Raw genomic sequence first — 16,745 nt, 5'->3', positions numbered from 1 at the left:
CCCTTAGCGGTTCGCATCAGAAGCGCCAGATCACGTCGACAAACGCGCGGTGCATGTACGAGTCGACGCCTTTGCCATACGCATCGCCGGGCTTGAACACACCGCCACGCAAACGCACCAGGGCCGAAGGCTCATCGATCGACTGGCTCAAGGAGGCGGGCAGCAGGCCTTGCTTGAAGTACTTGGTGACGACCACGTCCATTTCCTGGCCGAGGTCTTTGTTGCCATCTTCCAGCGGCAGGGAGGTGCTGGAGAGCACGGCGCCGGTCACGTCGTCGGTGTCGTTCTGGACGGCGTTGATGCCGTTGCTGCCGACCGGCTTGTTGCCGTCGACGCGCCAGAATTTGTGGTAGATCACACTGGCGTCGTATTCGTCGTTGAGCATCCACGAACCGAACAAGGTAGCGCTCTGCATGTTGTTCGTTTCGCCACGGAAGGCCTCGCCGAAACGGTGAACCCGCGAGCGAGTACCGGTGTAGTTCGAGCGGTTGCTTTGCAGGCCGTTCTGTTCGTAATCGGCGCTGGCACGGGCATAGGCTGCACCGACTTGCCATTGCGGGTCTAGGCGCAGACGCACGCCCAGGTCAGTGGCCCAGCCATCGACATCGCCGCTGGTTTTGGCTTGTGCCGGTGCGGTGCCCTCGGCGGTCAGCGGGTTGACCGTGTCGCGGTCGCCACTCATGCCGGTGACGCTGCCCCAGTAATTGACGGTGTTGGTGTTGCGCCAGTTGTAGGCATCGCTGTCGGCGGTGAGGCCGATCCAGCTGATGTCGCCGTTCTCTTTCTTGTCCAGGGAATCGGCGGCAACGCCCGGAGTCGGGTAATCGAGCTTGCCGTCATCGTGAGTGTGGTGACCACGAATGCCGACCCAGTTGCCCGGGTTCCACTGGTACGCCGCATCGGCGTAAGCGTGCAGGCGATCCTTGTCCTTGGGCGCGAGTTCTGTGAGGTCGGTGCGGTACTCGCTGAAGCGTTCGGCAACACCGGCGTTGGCGCGCAACAGGGTGGTGTCGAAGGTCCAGTTCAGGGCTTCGATGTTGGTGTCGCGCCATTGGCCATCGTCATTGCGCAGACGCTGGCGACCGAGCTTGAGAATCTCGCCGGGATACGGCGTAAGGCCGCTGTAGCCGACCCAGAACTCACGCATCGCCAGGTAGTTTTTCTTGCTCTTGCGATCACCGCTGTCGGTGGCCTGGGTGCCGTCGCTGTCGGACTGTTGCAGGGTGTCCGTCTCGATGATGTCGGTGGACGTCACCGCCTGACCCATGGCGTAACCGCTCCACGCGCCGCTCTCGCCATAAATCCATGGACGCAAGTCGAGGCCTACGCCGTTGACGTCGCCGCCGCTCTGCGTACCGAGGTCGGTGTCGTCTTCGGACTGGGCGGTGACTTTCACGTCAAGGCCGTAGTTCTTGCTTTCAGTCAGGGCCGCCAGGGTCGGGCACGACCACAGCAGGGCGAATGACAGGCCGATACCGGCCTTAACGAATGGATTCAACTTCATAGGGATTCCTCGCCGTCTTCTTCTTCCAGGGCATGCAGTTCCAGCGTGTTCTGACTCAAGGCACCACGAACGGCCTGTTCTTGTTTCAACAGGCGTTGGGCCTCGGCGAGCTGGGCAGGCGGCAGTTGGGTTTCGAGTGTTTGCGCAAGCTCGGTGGCTTGCGGGGTGTTCTGGGCCTTGGCCAATTGGCTGAAGACATAAGCGTTAAGTGGGTCGGGCCGGGTGCCCTTGCCTTGGGAGAACAGTTGGGCAATGGCGAAGTCGGCGCTGTTCTGGCCGTTACGCGCAGCCTTGAGCAGGTGGTCCAGCGCTTTCTGCGGATAGACCTTGCCCAGGTAACCGCGACGGTAGATCTGACCGAGGTAGTAATCGGCGGCCACTTCTCTGTCGACGGCTTTCTTGAAGTGTTCTTCGGCGAGCTTCGCGTCGGCCGGCACCATTTTGCCTTCGTAATAGAGCTTGCCCAGCAACAGTTCGGCGCGCGGCTGGTCGGCGGCGCGGCCGTTGTCCAGGTACTTCATCATCGTGTCGACGTCACCCAGTTCCGGGAAGTCGTAGAGCAATTGCGCCAGGCTGACCCAGGAAGCGGGGTAGCCGGGTGCGATGCCTTCGAGCAGCGACTGAGCGGTTTTCTCGTCGGTGGTGCCCAGGGTTGCATCGCCCAATACGCGAGCCACGCTGTCCACCCGCTGGGCGGAAACCACGCCGCGAGCCTGAGCGGCTTGCATTTGCTTGATCAGCTCGGCTTGTTTCTCTGGCTGGGCTTTTTTCTGATAGACCGTGGCCAGTTCGACGTAGCAGATGTCGGTGGTGTTCAACGCGGCTTTGCAGATCGTTTCCACTTCGTCCAGATGCTGGTCGTAAGTGCCCTGGGTGCGATAGAGCAGCACTTGGGCCAGGCCCGCTTCCGGCTTGCCTTCGGCGCGCCATTGGCTGATCTGCTGTTGCGCATTGACGTTCGGGAAACTGTGCGGGTATTGCAGGTACAACATCGCCAGCGGGATCAAGGTGTTGCCTTCGCCCGCGGCAGTGGCTTTCTTCAACAGGCCTTCGGCTTCGTGCTGCTCGGCTTCGGTGGAGCCGGGTTTGGCCACCAGCAGACGACCCAGGCGAGCCTGGGCTCGTGGCGAGACGCTGGCCGCGGCGCGATAAGTCGCCTCGGCTTTCTTGATCTGCGCCGGGTCACGGCTGTCGACCTGGATATCGGCGAGGCCAACCTGTGCTTCGCTGTAGCCCAGGTCTGCCAATTGCTGGTAATTCTGCGCCGCCAGCGTGGTATCACCGCGCTTGAGGGCTTCGTTGGCCAGACGCTGGTCGGGCAGGCCTGCGCAGCCGGCCAGGGCGATTGCCATGGCCAGAGTCAGCGGGACTGGCAGGATTCTGAGTGGGCTAGTCACGGGGCATGTCCTCTTGTTTTTAACGACCGGCGGCCATGGCTTTATCGATCAGCCAGTTCAGGTTCGGACCGCGGTTGGCGTTCACTTCAACCGGGCGACCGGCGAATTTGCTGTCCAGCGGCTCATCAGGCTTGATCTGCACGCGGATGTCGGACGACAGGTCGGCGCTTTTCAGGCTGGTGCTGCTGACGATCGTGCCGGAGCGGGTTTTGTCTTCGCCGGCGATCTGGAAGCTGACCGAGCTGCCTGGCAGCACGTCGCCGAACTGGCGATAGGAGAAGCGCGCTTCAACGTTGGCTTCGCTGTTACGCGGCACCAGTTGGAAGATCACGTCACCCTTGTTGGCGTACTGACCGTCGGCGACCATTTGCTGCGCTACGGTGCAATCGCATGGCGACGTCAGGGTGCCGGTCATTTGCTTGCCGAACAGTTCTTCAACCTTGGCCGGTTGCAATTGATTGTCGTCAAGATGGCCCTTGAGCACATCGAGCATGCTGGTGCTGAAGGTCGCAAGCGGCGCGCCCTTGGCGGCAACGCCGTCGGGTTTGATCAGGCTCTTCACGGTGCCATCGCGCGGCATGGTGATGTTCATGCCCGCTACGCTGACCAGACCGGCCTGGGCGTGGCTGACGAAGTACATGCCGTACACCGACTTGAAGATGAAGCCGAATGCCGTCAGGCCGACGAGAAAGATCGCCAAGCTGAAGGTCACGGCACGCAGACGACCGAACGGGGTCATGCCGTGGCCGCCATCCTTGTTCTTGCGCGCCTTGGTGAAGTTGTCGCGTTGCAGGGTGGCCAGCACTTCACCCATGGTGACGATGTCGCCGGCCAGGTGAGAAGTGATCAGGTGGCGCAGGGTGGAAATGTCCTGGGATTCGAGGTTCTGGAACTGGCAACCGGTACGACCGGTTTCGCGGTCGTGGGAGCGCACCAGTAACTCGACGTCCATGGCCAGGCCAAGGTTATCGATGACGAACTGCAAACGCGCCTTGTACACGTCGCCGATCTTCAGTGGCAGCTGACCGGCGTTGAACGCCAGGCCGCCAGCGGAGAGGTCGATGACCCGAGCTTCTACCGGGGTCCGGTCAGGACCGAAGAAGCGCAGCTTGGCCGGGATTTTTACCCGGGCATGCTGGCGCTGGGCTTCTGATTCATGCACTACGTTGGCGTTGACGGCGGTATTCATATGGACGATTTCCTAGTTAATTCAGGCAAGTTCGGTCAGACCATCATCAGCAGCACAGCAACAAAAATGCTGCCGGCGGAGAAGGTCATGGTCCGAGACGACCAAGTGTTGAACCAACCTTGAAAGCTGGCGAGATCACGGGTCAGGGAAGTGGGCTGGCGACTCCAGGACTGTCGGTCGAGGCGGAAGAACACGTAGATTTTCACCAGCGCGCCGACGATCTGGTTGTAATAGAGAATCGCAGGGTAGGCCGGGCCGATCGTGTGACCGGACAAAGACAGCAGCACGGTCAGGATCAGGCGGGTAATGCCGATCCACAGCAGGTAAACCAGGATGAACGCGGCGCCGTACTTGACGGTGGCGATGAGCGCGACGGTCAGGCCCAGCAGCGACGTCCACATCGACACACGCTGGTCGAACAGCACCACCGAAGTGAACAGGCCGAGACGTTTCATCCCCAGGCCCAGGGCGCGGGAGTTCTGCCGCAGGTTGTTGCCGTACCAGCGGAACATCAGTTTGCGACTGGCCTTGATGAAGCTTTTTTCCGGCGGGTGTTCCACGGTGTGAATGGCGGCGTCCGGCACATAAAACGTGTCGTAGCCCAGGCGCATCAAGCTGAACCAGCTCGACTTGTCATCACCGGTAAGGAACTTGAAGCGACCCAGGCGCCAGTGTTGCAGCGAGTCGCTTTCCACGTCGGCGATGAAGTCCGGGTTGGTCACCACAGTGGCGCGGAATACCGACATCCGCCCGGTCATGGTCAGCACGCGCTTGGACAGGGCCATCGAGCACATGTTGATGTGACGCTGGGCGAAGCGCAGTTTGTGCCACTCGCTCATGATGTAGCCGCCGCGCACTTCGCAGAACTCGTTGGTGGTCAGGCCGCCGACATTGCCGAACAGCTGGAACCACGGCACGGTCTTGAGCACGACGCCTTCGGCAAGCACGGTGTCGCCATCGATCACCGCAACCACTGCGCGGTCGTCCGGCAGGTGGCGGGAGATGGCGCGGAAACCGTAGGCCAGGCCATCGCGCTTGCCGGTGCCGGGAATGCGTACGAAGTCGAGCTTGACGCGAGCCGGTGGATTCATTTTGGCCCAAAGGCTTTTCACCAGCTTCTCATCGGACATTTCCACGATGGAGCAGACCATGGTGGTCGGCAGGCCGCAGTCGATCGCTTCGCGAATCACCGAGGCGTAGACCTGGGCGGTGGTCAGCGCGTCGATACGGAAACTGGTGACCATCAGAAACACATGGGACGGGTCTGCCGATTTACCCAGCTTGCGCACTTTGCGCCGCAGGTGCGGGTAGACCACGTACAGAAACAGCATGCCGCGCAGAAAGTGCGTAGCACCCATCGAGTAGCGCCAGATGCCGACGATACCGATCAGGAAGATGAAGTCCTTCGACTCGGAGTCGAACGTGGACGCAGGCAACGCCATGGCGATGCCCATCAATAAACTTAGGTAAAACAGCCAACCGGCGACCTGAAGTAGGCCGTGCTTTAGCCTGTGCATAATCTGCATCCGTCTCTATCTCGGGCGAGCCTGTGGGGTGGCCCGATGGGGTTAAGGCAGGCGAAAAAGCCAAGTCGATCTCATCAGACCTGCAGGAGCGAGGCTTGCCCGCGAAGGCGGCGTACCTGACACATCATGTCGCCTGGTTCGCCGGCAAGCCTGGCTCCTACGAGGAGGGTGTGTTACCAGCAGATGCCTTCAGTGCGGCCACTCACGTCGGTGGCTTTGGACATGAAGCCGACCAGGTCGATCACTTGCTTGCCGTGTGGAGCGTTCTGCGCCAGGGCGCGGAACTTCTCGTCACGGTTGCCGAGGATGATCACGTCGGAGTTATTGATCACGTCGTCGAAGTCAGCGTTGAGCAAGGACGAGACGTGAGGGATCTTCGACTCGATGTAATCCTTGTTCGCACCGTGGACACGGGCGTATTCGACGTTGGTGTCGTAGATGCTCAGGTCGTAACCCTTGCCGATCAGCATTTCCGCCAGATCAACCAGCGGGCTTTCGCGCAGGTCATCAGTACCGGCCTTGAAGCTCAGGCCCAGCAGGGCGACTTTGCGTTTGCCGTGGCTGGTGACGATGTCGAAAGCGTTCTGCACCTGGGACTCGTTACTGCGCATCAGCGAGTTGAGCAGCGGTGCTTCCACGTCCAGGGAGCCGGCGCGGTAGGTCAGGGCGCGAACGTCCTTCGGCAGGCAAGAACCACCGAATGCAAAGCCTGGACGCATGTAGTACTGGGACAGGTTCAGCGTCTTGTCCTGGCAGACCACTTCCATCACTTCGCGACCATCGACGCCGACAGCCTTGGCGATGTTGCCGATCTCGTTGGCGAAGGTCACCTTGGTGGCGTGCCACACGTTGCAGGTGTACTTGATCATCTCGGCCACTGCGATGTCCTTGCGGATGATCGGAGCGTCGAGTTCTTCGTACAGCGATTGCAGTACGTCGCCCGAAGCCTTGTCGAACTCGCCGATGACGGTCATTGGCGGCAGGTCGTAGTCGGCGATCGCGGTGCTTTCACGCAGGAACTCAGGGTTCACTGCAACGCCGAAGTCGACGCCGGCTTTTTTGCCGGAGCAGTCTTCGAGGATCGGGATCACTACGTTTGCCACAGTGCCTGGCAGGACGGTGCTACGAACCACGATGGTGTGACGAGTGGTCTTGTCACGCAGGACAAAACCGATCTCGCGGCACACGGCTTCGATGTAGTTCAGTTCCAGGTCGCCGTTCTTCTTGCTCGGCGTGCCGACGCAGATCATCGACAGGTCGGTATCGCGAATCGCCTCGGCGAAGTTGGTCGTGCCGCGCAATTTGCCCGTCTCGATACCCTTCTGCAGAAGCTCGCCCAGACCCGGTTCAACGATCGGCGATTTACCGGCGTTGATCATATCGATTTTGTCTTTGGCAACATCGACGCCAACGACGTCATGGCCCCGTGCAGACAGGCAACCGGCACATACTGCGCCGACGTAACCCAAACCAAATATGCTGATGCGCATCGCAATTACCTCTGTGTTTATCAAGCCATTACATGGCCGGAGTTAATGGTGTTCAGCGGTGGTAGTGCACTCGGAAGTGCGCCTTAAAGGCGTCACAATGCCGCGTGCAGGCATATAAGTTCCGAGTGTCTAAATAAGTGCACTCAAAATGTGCGCAACTAGGCTTTTATTATTATGGCGTGCCCTGTTATGCAGCTGATCTTCTAATCAGAAGACATTCGTGCAAAGGTCTTGCGCGCTCAATGCCAGGCCAGAAGCCCGTAAATCAAGCGGTTGGGTGCTCAGGTGAGCACGTTTATAGGGGCGCGGCCTTGGCCTTGTAGGGGATATTTATGAGGTTTATCTCCTGTCCTTCATGTGTTGCCCAAATCAGGGATCAGTAAGCAGAAGTTAATGTGACAACTTTGCTATGTGGATCTCTTCTCTGCGTAAGTTATCTCGTACAAGCTCAGAGAGAATGGTTACCGGTGGTATGAGCGACGCATCTGGACATAGTTCCTGTCCGCCCATCGCGAATCCTGAAATTTCCTGAAATATTGAAAAAGATGGCACTGCTTTCATATTGATAGCAACACCTGTTTCGCCCTTGATACATAGGGTTATTATCGGATTAGATAGTTATTTGCCACTACCGATAAAAAAATTTGGTGCCACTACTGAAAAAAATCAGCGAAGTCGAGTGAAACTAAAGTTAGGAAATCGAGTGATTGGTTTTTGACGTCAGCAAAGTGACGAATGGAGCGGGGAATTGTTGGACTACAGGCGTGGCGCACGACCTTTAATGAGGCGTGCGCCAACCGGCTGTTTACTCGGATGCGTGATCGCGCAGGAACACCAGATTGTCCGGTTTGGAATGCTCGGCGCTGTAGCGATAGCCTTGTACATCGAACTGCTTGAGGGCTTGCGGGTCGTTGATGCGCTCTTCTATGACGAAGCGACTCATCATGCCGCGGGCCTTTTTCGCGTAGAAACTGATGATCTTGTACTGACCGTTCTTCAAGTCCTTGAATTCGGTATTGATGATGCGCGCATTCAGGGCATTGCGTTTGACTGCCGAGAAGTACTCGTTGGAGGCCAGGTTCAGCAGCACGTCATCGCCTTGATCGGCCAGTGCCTCGTTCAGCCATTCGCTGATCCGTGTGCCCCAGAAGGCATACAAATCCTTGCCACGGGCATTCGCCAGTTTGGTGCCCATCTCCAGTCGATACGGCTGCATCAGGTCCAGTGGGCGCAGCAGGCCATACAGGCCGGACAACATGCGCAAGTGCTGCTGGGCGTAATCGAAATCGGCCTCGCTGAAGGTTTGAGCATTCAACCCGGTGTAAACGTCGCCCTTGAAGGCGAGCAGTGCCTGCTTGGCATTTTCCGGAGTGAAGGCGGGTGTCCAGCTGCCGAAACGCGCGGCGTTGAGCCCGCCGATCTTGTCGGAGACGTGCATCAACTCGCTGATCTGCGCTGGGGCCAGTTCGCGCAATTGCAGGATCAGCTCCTGGGAATGGTCGAGGTATTGTGGCTGGGTGAAGCGCTGGGTCGCCGGCGGTGTTTCGTAATCGAGGGTCTTGGCGGGGGAAATCACCATCAGCATGAAGTCGTCTCCTTTAATCGTGGGGCGATTCTAGGGGGTTGTCCTTGTTGACTCCAGCTATCAAGTCCATAGGTGATGATCGGTGGAGCGAGGTTTGATCGTTCCCACGCAGAGCGTGGGAACGATCATGTCAGTCGGATCAGCTATAGTGCCGCGCGGGTTTTGTTATGGAGACATCCCATTGCGTATCGTTTTTCTATTCTCGGCCTGGCTGTTGAGCTTCGGTGCCATGGCGGCGCCGGGCGATGTGGCAACGCTTGATCGCAGCACCTGGCCTGAACAGCTCAGCAGCCCAACCCTGTTCGATGTGGCATCACGGGCCGAAATCCTGATGTTTTCTCGCGTCCTGCTGGCCAGCGAATCCCTGGATGAAGCGAGCCTGGCCCAGCGCCTGGGGTTGCGCACAATCAATCTGGAATCGATCAACAACCTGCGCCAGCGCATGTGGCAGCGCCTGCTGAGCAACTACAACAACGCCCAGCAGAGCTGCGATCAGGATGCTTCCTTCTGTTTCCTGGTCGAGGACATGGATACCCTGCGCCAGCAAGCCGCCAAGTTTCAGGTCAGCGATGAGAGCTACTACATAAAGTGGGCCGAACCGAGCCGACTGTTCCACGCCCAGTACCTGGACGAGCAATTGCGCAAGGCCGCGCTGTTTCCGCAAACCAGCAGCGAAGTCGATCGTTTTGGCGACTATGAGCGTAACGGCGATCAGATGCATGACCGGCTGTTTCTGCTGACCTTCGACAGTGCCGCCAATACCGCGCCGGATAACACCGCCTGGGCCGCGGAATACCTGCGCAAATCGAACATGAGTGGCACGTTCTTCGTTCTCGGCAAGGACATCCAGGCCCGTCTGGCCGATCGTTCGGTAGCCAGCCTGCAAGCGACGTACTCGAAGCAGTGCATTGGCGCGCAAGGCTGGGAGTTTCGCTCCCACAGCCACTGGCAGGACTGGCAGGACTCGGTGCGACGCAGCGTCGAACTGGTCAAAAGCAAACTGCCCGAGAACTACGTGCCATTGTTTCGCCCGCCCGATGGTCAGCGTCGGTCTGACGCTGAAGGATTCTTCAAGTCCCAGGGCTTGCAGGTGGCGCTGTGGGATATCGATGCCCAGGACGGTGCCGGCAAGCTGAAAGCCAATCAGAGCGCGCAACGGGTGTTGAGCCTGATGTTGTTGTGGCGCCACGGGGTGATCAACTTCAACGTGAAGCAGGATGCGCTGAAAACGGCGATGCCCTGGCTCATCACGCAAACGGCGCAAAGTGGAATCGGCTGGGAAGACTGTCAGGACGCGTTTCGCTGAAAACGACGAAAGGCCGTAAACATTGGGGAAAGGGTGATTTTGGACGAGAATTCGGTGCAGGCGGACTTCCGACTTTAACGGGGTGATGGCCATCCGCCTAGTGCTATTGGTCACTCTGAAAAATAAACTTCAAAAAAACGTCAAAGTACTTTTTTCTGTCATGGGTTTTGGAGTATTACGAAGACAGACCGCCGAAACCTGCAGACAGGTGGCGTCTTCCAAGACCCCCATTTGTGTGCAATTCACTTGAGTCCTCGCAGGTGAATTCGGTGGCCACTTCGAGGCGCAGCACTGTCACGGTATTGCGTCGACTGGCTCCCACAAAGGTGACCGAGTATGGATGATCACGGACGTAGCTTTTCCTCCAACCAGCCAATCCTTTATGTACTCGATACCAACGTATTGATTCACGATCCAAACGCCCTGCTTAATTTCGAAGAACACCACGTCGCCATCCCGATGACCGTGCTTGAGGAACTCGACAAGCTCAAGAGCGGGCATCACAGCGTGGCTGCGGAATGCCGTCAGGCGATTCGCCTGATCGACAAGACCCTGGGCGATGCCAGTCCTGAAGACGTCGAGCTCGGCGTCCCGATCCAGCGCGGCAAAAGCGGACCGAAGGGTTTGCTGTCAATTCTGATGAGCAAGCGAGCAGAACCGAACCTCATTCTGCCCGAGCACCTGAACGACAACATCATCATCAACCAGTTGATCGACCTGCACGCACGGGAACCGGAACTGCCTGTGGTGCTGGTCACCAAAGACATCAACATGCGCCTCAAGGCCCGGGCTTGCGGGATCGCGGCCGAGGACTACAGCACCGACCAACTGGTCGACGACGTGTCGCTGCTGCCCAACGGTTATCACAACATGACCGGCTCCTTCTGGGACCGGGTAAGGAATGTCGATACCCGTCAGGACCATGGCCGCACCTGGCACCAGGTTCAGTTGATCGACAACCTGCCGGCGGTACACGTCAACGAGTTCATCATCGATGAACAGGGCTTTGTCGGCTGGATCAAGGAGATCGAGGAAGACAAGCTGCTGATTCTCGACCTGCATCAGGAACCCCTGTTGCACCAGGAAGCCTGGGGCCTGAAACCGCGTGACATCTATCAAAGCCTGGCGCTGTACGCCTTGCTCGACCCGGATATCCACCTGGTCAACCTGACCGGGGCAGCCGGTTCCGGTAAAACCATCCTCGCACTGGCGGCGGCGATCGAGCAGACCATGGTCAGCAAACGCTATCGCCGGATCATCGCGACCCGAAGCGTGCAGGGCCTGGACCAGGAGATCGGTTTCCTGCCCGGCACTGAAGCGGAAAAAATGGAGCCTTGGCTGGGCGCCATCACCGACAACCTCGAAGCCTTGCACATGGATGACGAAAACACCCATGGCAGTGTCGATTACATCCTCAGCAAAGTGCCGTTGCAGTTCAAATCCCTCAACTACATTCGAGGCCGCAGCTTCCAGCAGAGTCTGATCCTGATCGATGAATGCCAGAACCTCACGCCGCACCAGATGAAAACCATCATCACCCGTGCCGGCGCCGGTTCCAAAGTGGTGTGCCTGGGTAACCTGGCGCAGATCGACACCCCTTACCTGTCCGCGACCAGTTCCGGGCTGACGTACCTGACCGAGCGCTTCAAGGATTTCCCCAACGGTGTGCACATCACCCTGCAAGGGGTGCCTCGTTCGATTCTGGCCGAATACGCCGAATCGCATTTGTAAACCCTCCACAAGAATCGGGCGACCCCAAAGTCGCCCGATTTTTTATGCCCAACACTAATCCAATGTGGGAGCGGGCTTGCTCGCGAAAGCGGTGTGTCAGCCACATTAATATTGACTGAAACGACGCTTTCGCGAGCAAGCCCGCTCCCACAAGGGGTGATGTGGTGGTCTGATAATCAAACGTGCGGAATTTTGACCCACAGGTTTACAATCGGGGCTCCTGATCAGGAGTATCCCTGTGCTGACTCATCTCGATTCCCAAGGTCGCGCCAATATGGTCGACGTCACTGAAAAAGCCATGACGTTCCGTGAAGCAACGGCCCAGGCGCTGGTGCGCATGCTGCCCGAAACCCTGCAGATGATCGTCAGCGGCGGTCACCCCAAGGGTGATGTGTTCGCCGTGGCGCGTATCGCCGGCATTCAGGCGGCGAAGAAAACCAGCGATCTGATCCCCCTGTGCCATCCGCTGCTGCTCACCGGCGTCAAGGTCGAGCTCAGTGCCGAAGGCGACGACACCGTGCGCATCGTCGCGTGCTGCAAGTTGTCCGGGCAGACCGGCGTCGAGATGGAAGCCCTCACCGCCGCCAGCGTCGCGGCGCTGACTATCTATGACATGTGCAAAGCGGTGGATCGCGGCATGACCATCGAAAGCGTGCGGCTGCTGGAGAAGCTCGGCGGCAAGAGCGGCCATTTCCAGGCGGATCAGCCATGAACGTCACCGTGAAGTTTTTTGCCCGTTACCGTGAGGCGCTCGGCGTGGACTCGGTGAAGGTTGAAGGTGATTTCGCCACGGTCGACGATGTGCGTGCGCTGCTGGCCCGGCGTGACGGTGCCGAAGTGTTGAGCGAGCAAAACCTGATGTGCGCCCGCAACGAAGACCTGTGCCAGCTCGATGAGCCGGTGAGCGATGGCGATGAAGTGGCCTTTTTTCCGACCGTGACCGGAGGCTGAGCCATGGCGATTCGCGTGCAATCCACGGCGTTCGATCCGGGTGCCGAAGTCAATGCCATGCACGCCGCCAATGTGGGCGTTGGGGCGGTGGTGAGTTTTGTCGGCTATGTTCGCGACTTCAATGACGGACTCGACGTCGCCGGGATGTTCCTTGAGCACTACCCGGGCATGACCGAAAAAGCCCTCGCCAGGATTGCCACAGAAGCCGAGCAGCGCTGGCCGCTGCTCAAGCTTGAAGTGCTGCATCGCATCGGTGCCCTGGAACCGGGTGAGCCGATCGTCTTCGTCGGCGCCGCCAGCGCCCACCGCCAGGCCGCGTTCGATGCCTGCGCCTTTGTCATGGACTACCTGAAAACCCGCGCACCATTCTGGAAGAAAGAAAACACCCCTGACGGCGCGCGCTGGGTTGAAGGGCGTGACAGCGATCATGCGGCGGCGGATCGCTGGAAGCAGTAAGCAGCCAGTTGGTTCTTCATTGACTGTCAGTACGCCTTCGCGAGCAGACTCGCTCCTACACAAATGCTGTGTACGACATAGATTCCCTGTGGGAGCGAGCCTGCTCGCGAAGAGGCCATCAGCAACACCAAAACACCCAAGACCTCACCGCCCGACCACTGGCCCACACATCCTCGATCGCCCTGATTGACGGTTTATACATAAAAGTCCAGTATGGATTTATAAGTACAAAAAAGCGCTTCCCCCGTTTCTGCTCTTTCTTCTGTCTTGCCAAACCAACAACAACCCGCGAGAGAACGAATATGAAGAAATTCCCCCTCATCACCGGTCTGGCTCTGAGCCTGTTGGCGTGCAGTTCCCTGTTCGCCGCCGATAAAACCCTGCGCATCGGCATCGAAGCGGCTTATCCGCCGTTCGCCTCCAAAACCGAGAAAGGTGAGATTGTCGGGTTCGACTACGACATCGGCAACGCCCTGTGCGCACAGATGAAGGCCAAGTGTGTCTGGGTCGAAGGTGAGTTCGACGGTCTGATTCCTTCCCTTAAAGTGAAGAAAATCGACATGGCGCTGTCGTCCATGACCATCAACGAAGACCGCAAGAAGTCGGTGGATTTCACCCACAAGTATTACTTCACCTCATCGCGTCTGGTGATGAAGGAAGGCGCGGTAGTGGATGATCAGTACGCCAGCCTCAAGGGCAAGACGATTGGCGTGCAGCGCGCAACCACCACTGACCGTTACGCCACCGAGGTTTTTGAGCCGAAGGGTATCAACGTCAAGCGTTACAGCAACAACGAAGAGATCTACATGGATCTGGCGGCCGGTCGCCTCGATGCCATTTTTGCCGACACCATCCCGCTGAATGACTTCCTGACGATGCCGCGTGGCAAGGGTTATGCCTTTGTCGGGCCGGAGCTCAAGGATCCTAAGTACGTGGGCGAGGGCGCCGGGATCGCGGTGCGTAAGGGCAACACCGAGTTGGTCTCCGAGCTGAACACGGCCATCGACGGTATTCGCGCCAGTGGCGAATACCAGAAGATTTCGGATAAGTACTTCAAGTCCGATATCTACGGCGACTGATCAATCCCATCGCCAGCAGGCTGGCTCCCACAGTTGATAGCGTTCCAGAGTGGGCCAGCCTGTGAATGCATTCCAAAGTGGGAGCCAGCCTGCTGGCGATGCGGTCGCGGGATCATGCAAATCTCTGGAAATAGCCCGAATTTAATCCCTTCTTAACCGGCTCGTCGTCTATTCCCCGATACCCCGCTGCGCGCGCCAGGCTCTCAAAGGTCAGGGCCAGCGTGTAGACTTCCGGCAATCGATATTCAGAAGGGAAACGCAATGAGCGAGGAAACGATGCGGTTGGGCCGTGAACGGCGCTATCTGGTGTTGCTGGGCATCATCTGCCTGGGGCTGATCGGTGGGGCGCTGTACATGCAAATTGTGCTGGGCGAAGCGCCATGCCCGCTGTGCATCCTGCAACGTTATGCGTTGCTGCTGATCGCGCTCTTCGCGTTCATCGGCGCGGCCATGCGCACCCGACGCAGCATCACGGTTTTTGAAACCCTGGTGGTGATCTGCGCCCTGGCAGGCGTCGGGGTGGCCGGGCATCACGTCTATACCCAGTTCTATCCGGCGGTCAGCTGTGGCATCGATGTACTGCAACCGATCGTCGACGGTTTGCCACTGGCGAAGATCTTCCCGCTGGGCTTTCAGGTCGACGGCTTCTGCTCCACGCCGTACCCGCCGATCCTCGGTCTGTCGCTTGCCCAATGGGCGTTGCTGGCCTTTGTGCTGATCGTGGTGCTGGTGCCGCTGCTCACTTCGCGTAACCGCAAAGCCCTGCGCTGAGGTTATCCGCCGCACCGCTGCCGACAAAAAAAACGCCCCGGCCCTCGTTGAGGAGGCCGGGGCGTTTTGCATTTCAGGGCGCGGGTGAAATGACCTTGATGCGCGACAAGTCTGGGTGTGGCATGTGTGCGACATGTTGTCACAGCGCGAGTGTCGCAAGGCATTTCCAGGCGCCGAATTGGTACACGGTCGCGCAACAAAATTGGCCTTTTCAAACGTCGGGCAACTTCATCCGCAAAAATCCGGAACAGGCAGTTTTAACAGGGCCTGGCGAATTGGCGAAGCCCTTGTCACATGGGGGCTTTGGCTGGGTCGAAGGTGGGCGCAGAGCCTTCGATACTGTCTGAACTGCCTGAGGTAGACCTACAATTTTTGGTGTTTTTGTTGAGAATGAATTTCGATACCATGGCGCGCTTTTGCAAATACCGTTAATGATTGTTGCTGGAATGGATAAAAATTATTTCGGGATGAGACATGGTTTATAAAACGTTACATATCTACAATCGCCCGCACTGAATTCCCGGCACTGCTCATCCCTGAGCAGGAATAGGGCGTCGAGAGGCTCTTAGGCTTCATGCGACTCCCAGGTGTCGGCGCCTTCCAATTATCCGCACCAAATGGAATTGGTCTGTAACAAGGCCTTTGACCACGAATTCGAATAAGAACTCAACGCTGGCCCAGGATTTGTCGAACAGCGTCTGACGCGCGACGGGCAGCCACTTATTCAATCCAAGAAAAATGCCAACCCTTGGCAGGGTGAAGTGTTGGCGATCAAAACCCAACTGCATTGCGCAAGCTGCTTTAGAGGTCGTGAGATGAGTAAAAACAGGTACCCCAGACTACTAGGCTTATTGCCGCTGATCGGCACGTTGTTGCTGTCAGGCTGCAACATGACCTTGCTCGATCCCAAGGGCCAGGTCGGCCTGGACGAGCGAAACCTGATCATCACCGCAACGCTGCTGATGCTGTTGGTCGTGGTTCCGGTCATCGTCATGACCTTCCTGTTCGCCTGGAAATACCGCGCGTCCAACACCGACGCCGTCTACACGCCGAAATGGTCGCACTCCACCAAGATCGAAATCGCGGTATGGGCTGTTCCAGTGCTGATCATCATTGCCCTGGGCTACGTCACCTACAAGTCGACCCACGCGCTGGACCCTTACAAGCCGCTGGAATCCGACGTCAAGCCGATCACCATTGAAGTGGTCGCGCTGGACTGGAAGTGGATGTTCATCTATCCGGAGCAAGGCATCGCCACCGTCAACAAGATCGTGTTCCCGGCGCATACCCCGATCAACTTCAAGGTGACTTCGGACTCCGTGATGAACTCGTTCTTCATCCCGGCGCTGGGCGGCCAGATCTACGCGATGGCCGGCATGCAGACCAAACTGCACCTGATCGCCAACCAGAACGCTGAAATGGACGGTATCTCCGCCAACTACAGCGGCGCTGGTTTCACCGGCATGAAATTCAAAGCTATCGCCACCTCTCAGGAAGATTTCGACGCCTGGGTCAGCGAAGTCAAAAAGGCACCTAAACAGCTTGAACAAGCTGAATACGCAGCCCTGTCCAAGCAAAGCCAGAACAACCCAGTCGAGCTCTACTCCTCGGTCACGCCGAACCTGTTCCAGATCATCGTCGACAAGTACGAAGGCATGAAACCGGGCAAGCCGATGCACCACGAGAAGAAAGAGCACGAAATGGCCGCCATGGAAGGGATGGACATGAGTTCGCATTCAGCTGCCGGGGCAGAGGAGTAA

At 58.2% G+C, this 16,745-nt stretch carries 14 protein-coding genes; 8 read left to right on the top strand and 6 right to left on the bottom strand.

Features of this window, described 5'->3' with window-relative positions; translation table 11 throughout:
• Nucleotides 1-16: 16 nt before the first annotated feature.
• The 6 genes from PFAS1_RS06355 to yaaA all read right to left on the bottom strand — a co-directional run bounded on the left by PFAS1_RS06355 (nt 17) and on the right by yaaA (nt 8,691).
• Nucleotides 17-1,504 (bottom strand): alginate export family protein, encoded by a 1,488-nt coding sequence (locus tag PFAS1_RS06355; RefSeq protein WP_076028569.1) that lies wholly within the window; start codon nt 1,502-1,504, stop codon nt 17-19.
• Nucleotides 1,501-2,856, bottom strand: a complete 1,356-nt coding sequence (gene algK / locus PFAS1_RS06350; RefSeq protein ID WP_076028568.1) for an alginate biosynthesis TPR repeat lipoprotein AlgK — start codon at nt 2,854-2,856, stop codon at nt 1,501-1,503. Before algK ends, PFAS1_RS06355 begins: the two co-directional genes overlap by 4 nt.
• A 64-nt stretch (nt 2,857-2,920) precedes the next feature.
• The gene (locus tag PFAS1_RS06345; RefSeq protein ID WP_076028567.1) at nt 2,921-4,090 is read right to left on the bottom strand and encodes an alginate biosynthesis protein Alg44; all 1,170 of its coding nucleotides are present in this window, start codon (nt 4,088-4,090) and stop codon (nt 2,921-2,923) included.
• Nucleotides 4,091-4,125: 35 nt separating this feature from the next.
• Complete coding sequence (alg8, locus tag PFAS1_RS06340; RefSeq protein ID WP_418329252.1) at nt 4,126-5,607, bottom strand: mannuronan synthase; 1,482 nt, start codon at nt 5,605-5,607, stop codon at nt 4,126-4,128.
• Between the two features lie 182 nt (nt 5,608-5,789).
• Nucleotides 5,790-7,106, bottom strand: coding sequence for a nucleotide sugar dehydrogenase (locus PFAS1_RS06335; protein WP_074873886.1), 1,317 nt, complete (start codon nt 7,104-7,106; stop codon nt 5,790-5,792).
• 805 nt (nt 7,107-7,911) lie between these two features.
• Complete coding sequence (gene yaaA / locus PFAS1_RS06330) at nt 7,912-8,691, bottom strand: peroxide stress protein YaaA (RefSeq protein ID WP_076028565.1); 780 nt, start codon at nt 8,689-8,691, stop codon at nt 7,912-7,914.
• Nucleotides 8,692-8,872: 181 nt separating this feature from the next.
• Between yaaA and PFAS1_RS06325 the strand changes: the two genes are divergently transcribed.
• The 8 genes from PFAS1_RS06325 (at nt 8,873) to cyoA (ending at nt 16,745) form a co-directional block, all read left to right on the top strand.
• Nucleotides 8,873-9,997 (top strand): polysaccharide deacetylase family protein, encoded by a 1,125-nt coding sequence (locus PFAS1_RS06325; protein WP_076028564.1) that lies wholly within the window; start codon nt 8,873-8,875, stop codon nt 9,995-9,997.
• Nucleotides 9,998-10,333: 336 nt separating this feature from the next.
• On the top strand, nt 10,334-11,728 hold the full coding sequence (locus tag PFAS1_RS06320; RefSeq protein ID WP_074873889.1) for a PhoH family protein: 1,395 nt from the start codon (nt 10,334-10,336) through the stop codon (nt 11,726-11,728).
• 238 nt (nt 11,729-11,966) lie between these two features.
• Nucleotides 11,967-12,440: a cyclic pyranopterin monophosphate synthase MoaC gene (gene moaC / locus PFAS1_RS06315; RefSeq protein ID WP_076028563.1), complete on the top strand. Its 474-nt coding sequence runs from the start codon at nt 11,967-11,969 to the stop codon at nt 12,438-12,440.
• A complete protein-coding gene (gene moaD / locus PFAS1_RS06310; protein WP_074873891.1) occupies nt 12,437-12,679 on the top strand; it encodes a molybdopterin converting factor subunit 1 in 243 nt (80 codons plus the stop codon). The genes moaC and moaD overlap by 4 nt, the downstream gene beginning before the upstream one ends.
• 3 nt (nt 12,680-12,682) lie before the next feature.
• Complete coding sequence (gene moaE / locus PFAS1_RS06305) at nt 12,683-13,135, top strand: molybdopterin synthase catalytic subunit MoaE (RefSeq protein WP_076028562.1); 453 nt, start codon at nt 12,683-12,685, stop codon at nt 13,133-13,135.
• Nucleotides 13,136-13,437: 302 nt separating this feature from the next.
• Nucleotides 13,438-14,214, top strand: coding sequence for an ABC transporter substrate-binding protein (locus PFAS1_RS06300; protein ID WP_076028561.1), 777 nt, complete (start codon nt 13,438-13,440; stop codon nt 14,212-14,214).
• 261 nt (nt 14,215-14,475) lie between these two features.
• Nucleotides 14,476-14,985 carry a disulfide bond formation protein B gene (locus PFAS1_RS06295; RefSeq protein ID WP_056743109.1) on the top strand — a complete coding sequence of 170 codons (510 nt, stop codon included), beginning with the start codon at nt 14,476-14,478 and terminating at the stop codon, nt 14,983-14,985.
• Nucleotides 14,986-15,800: 815 nt separating this feature from the next.
• On the top strand, nt 15,801-16,745 hold the full coding sequence (gene cyoA / locus PFAS1_RS06285; RefSeq protein WP_074873896.1) for a ubiquinol oxidase subunit II: 945 nt from the start codon (nt 15,801-15,803) through the stop codon (nt 16,743-16,745).

This window comes from Pseudomonas frederiksbergensis, assembly GCF_001952935.1.
Classification (GTDB): Bacteria; Pseudomonadota; Gammaproteobacteria; order Pseudomonadales; family Pseudomonadaceae; genus Aquipseudomonas; species Aquipseudomonas frederiksbergensis.
The sequence above is the reverse complement of the archived record's forward strand: the minus strand, read 5'-3'. Positions and strand labels throughout refer to the sequence as shown.

Excerpts from the sequence above, each read along its gene's own strand:
- moaD (WP_074873891.1), top strand. The coding sequence starts at position 12,437 with ATGAACGTCACCGTGAAGTTTTTTGCCCGTTACCGTGAGGCGCTCGGC.
- moaE (WP_076028562.1), top strand. The coding sequence starts at position 12,683 with ATGGCGATTCGCGTGCAATCCACGGCGTTCGATCCGGGTGCCGAAGTC.
- PFAS1_RS06320 (WP_074873889.1), top strand. The coding sequence starts at position 10,334 with ATGGATGATCACGGACGTAGCTTTTCCTCCAACCAGCCAATCCTTTAT.
- yaaA (WP_076028565.1), bottom strand. The coding sequence starts at position 8,691 with ATGCTGATGGTGATTTCCCCCGCCAAGACCCTCGATTACGAAACACCG.
- PFAS1_RS06355 (WP_076028569.1), bottom strand. The coding sequence starts at position 1,504 with ATGAAGTTGAATCCATTCGTTAAGGCCGGTATCGGCCTGTCATTCGCC.
- cyoA (WP_074873896.1), top strand. The coding sequence starts at position 15,801 with ATGAGTAAAAACAGGTACCCCAGACTACTAGGCTTATTGCCGCTGATC.
- alg8 (WP_418329252.1), bottom strand. The coding sequence starts at position 5,607 with ATGCACAGGCTAAAGCACGGCCTACTTCAGGTCGCCGGTTGGCTGTTT.
- PFAS1_RS06335 (WP_074873886.1), bottom strand. The coding sequence starts at position 7,106 with ATGCGCATCAGCATATTTGGTTTGGGTTACGTCGGCGCAGTATGTGCC.
- PFAS1_RS06295 (WP_056743109.1), top strand. The coding sequence starts at position 14,476 with ATGAGCGAGGAAACGATGCGGTTGGGCCGTGAACGGCGCTATCTGGTG.
- PFAS1_RS06300 (WP_076028561.1), top strand. The coding sequence starts at position 13,438 with ATGAAGAAATTCCCCCTCATCACCGGTCTGGCTCTGAGCCTGTTGGCG.
- algK (WP_076028568.1), bottom strand. The coding sequence starts at position 2,856 with ATGGCAATCGCCCTGGCCGGCTGCGCAGGCCTGCCCGACCAGCGTCTG.
- PFAS1_RS06345 (WP_076028567.1), bottom strand. The coding sequence starts at position 4,090 with ATGAATACCGCCGTCAACGCCAACGTAGTGCATGAATCAGAAGCCCAG.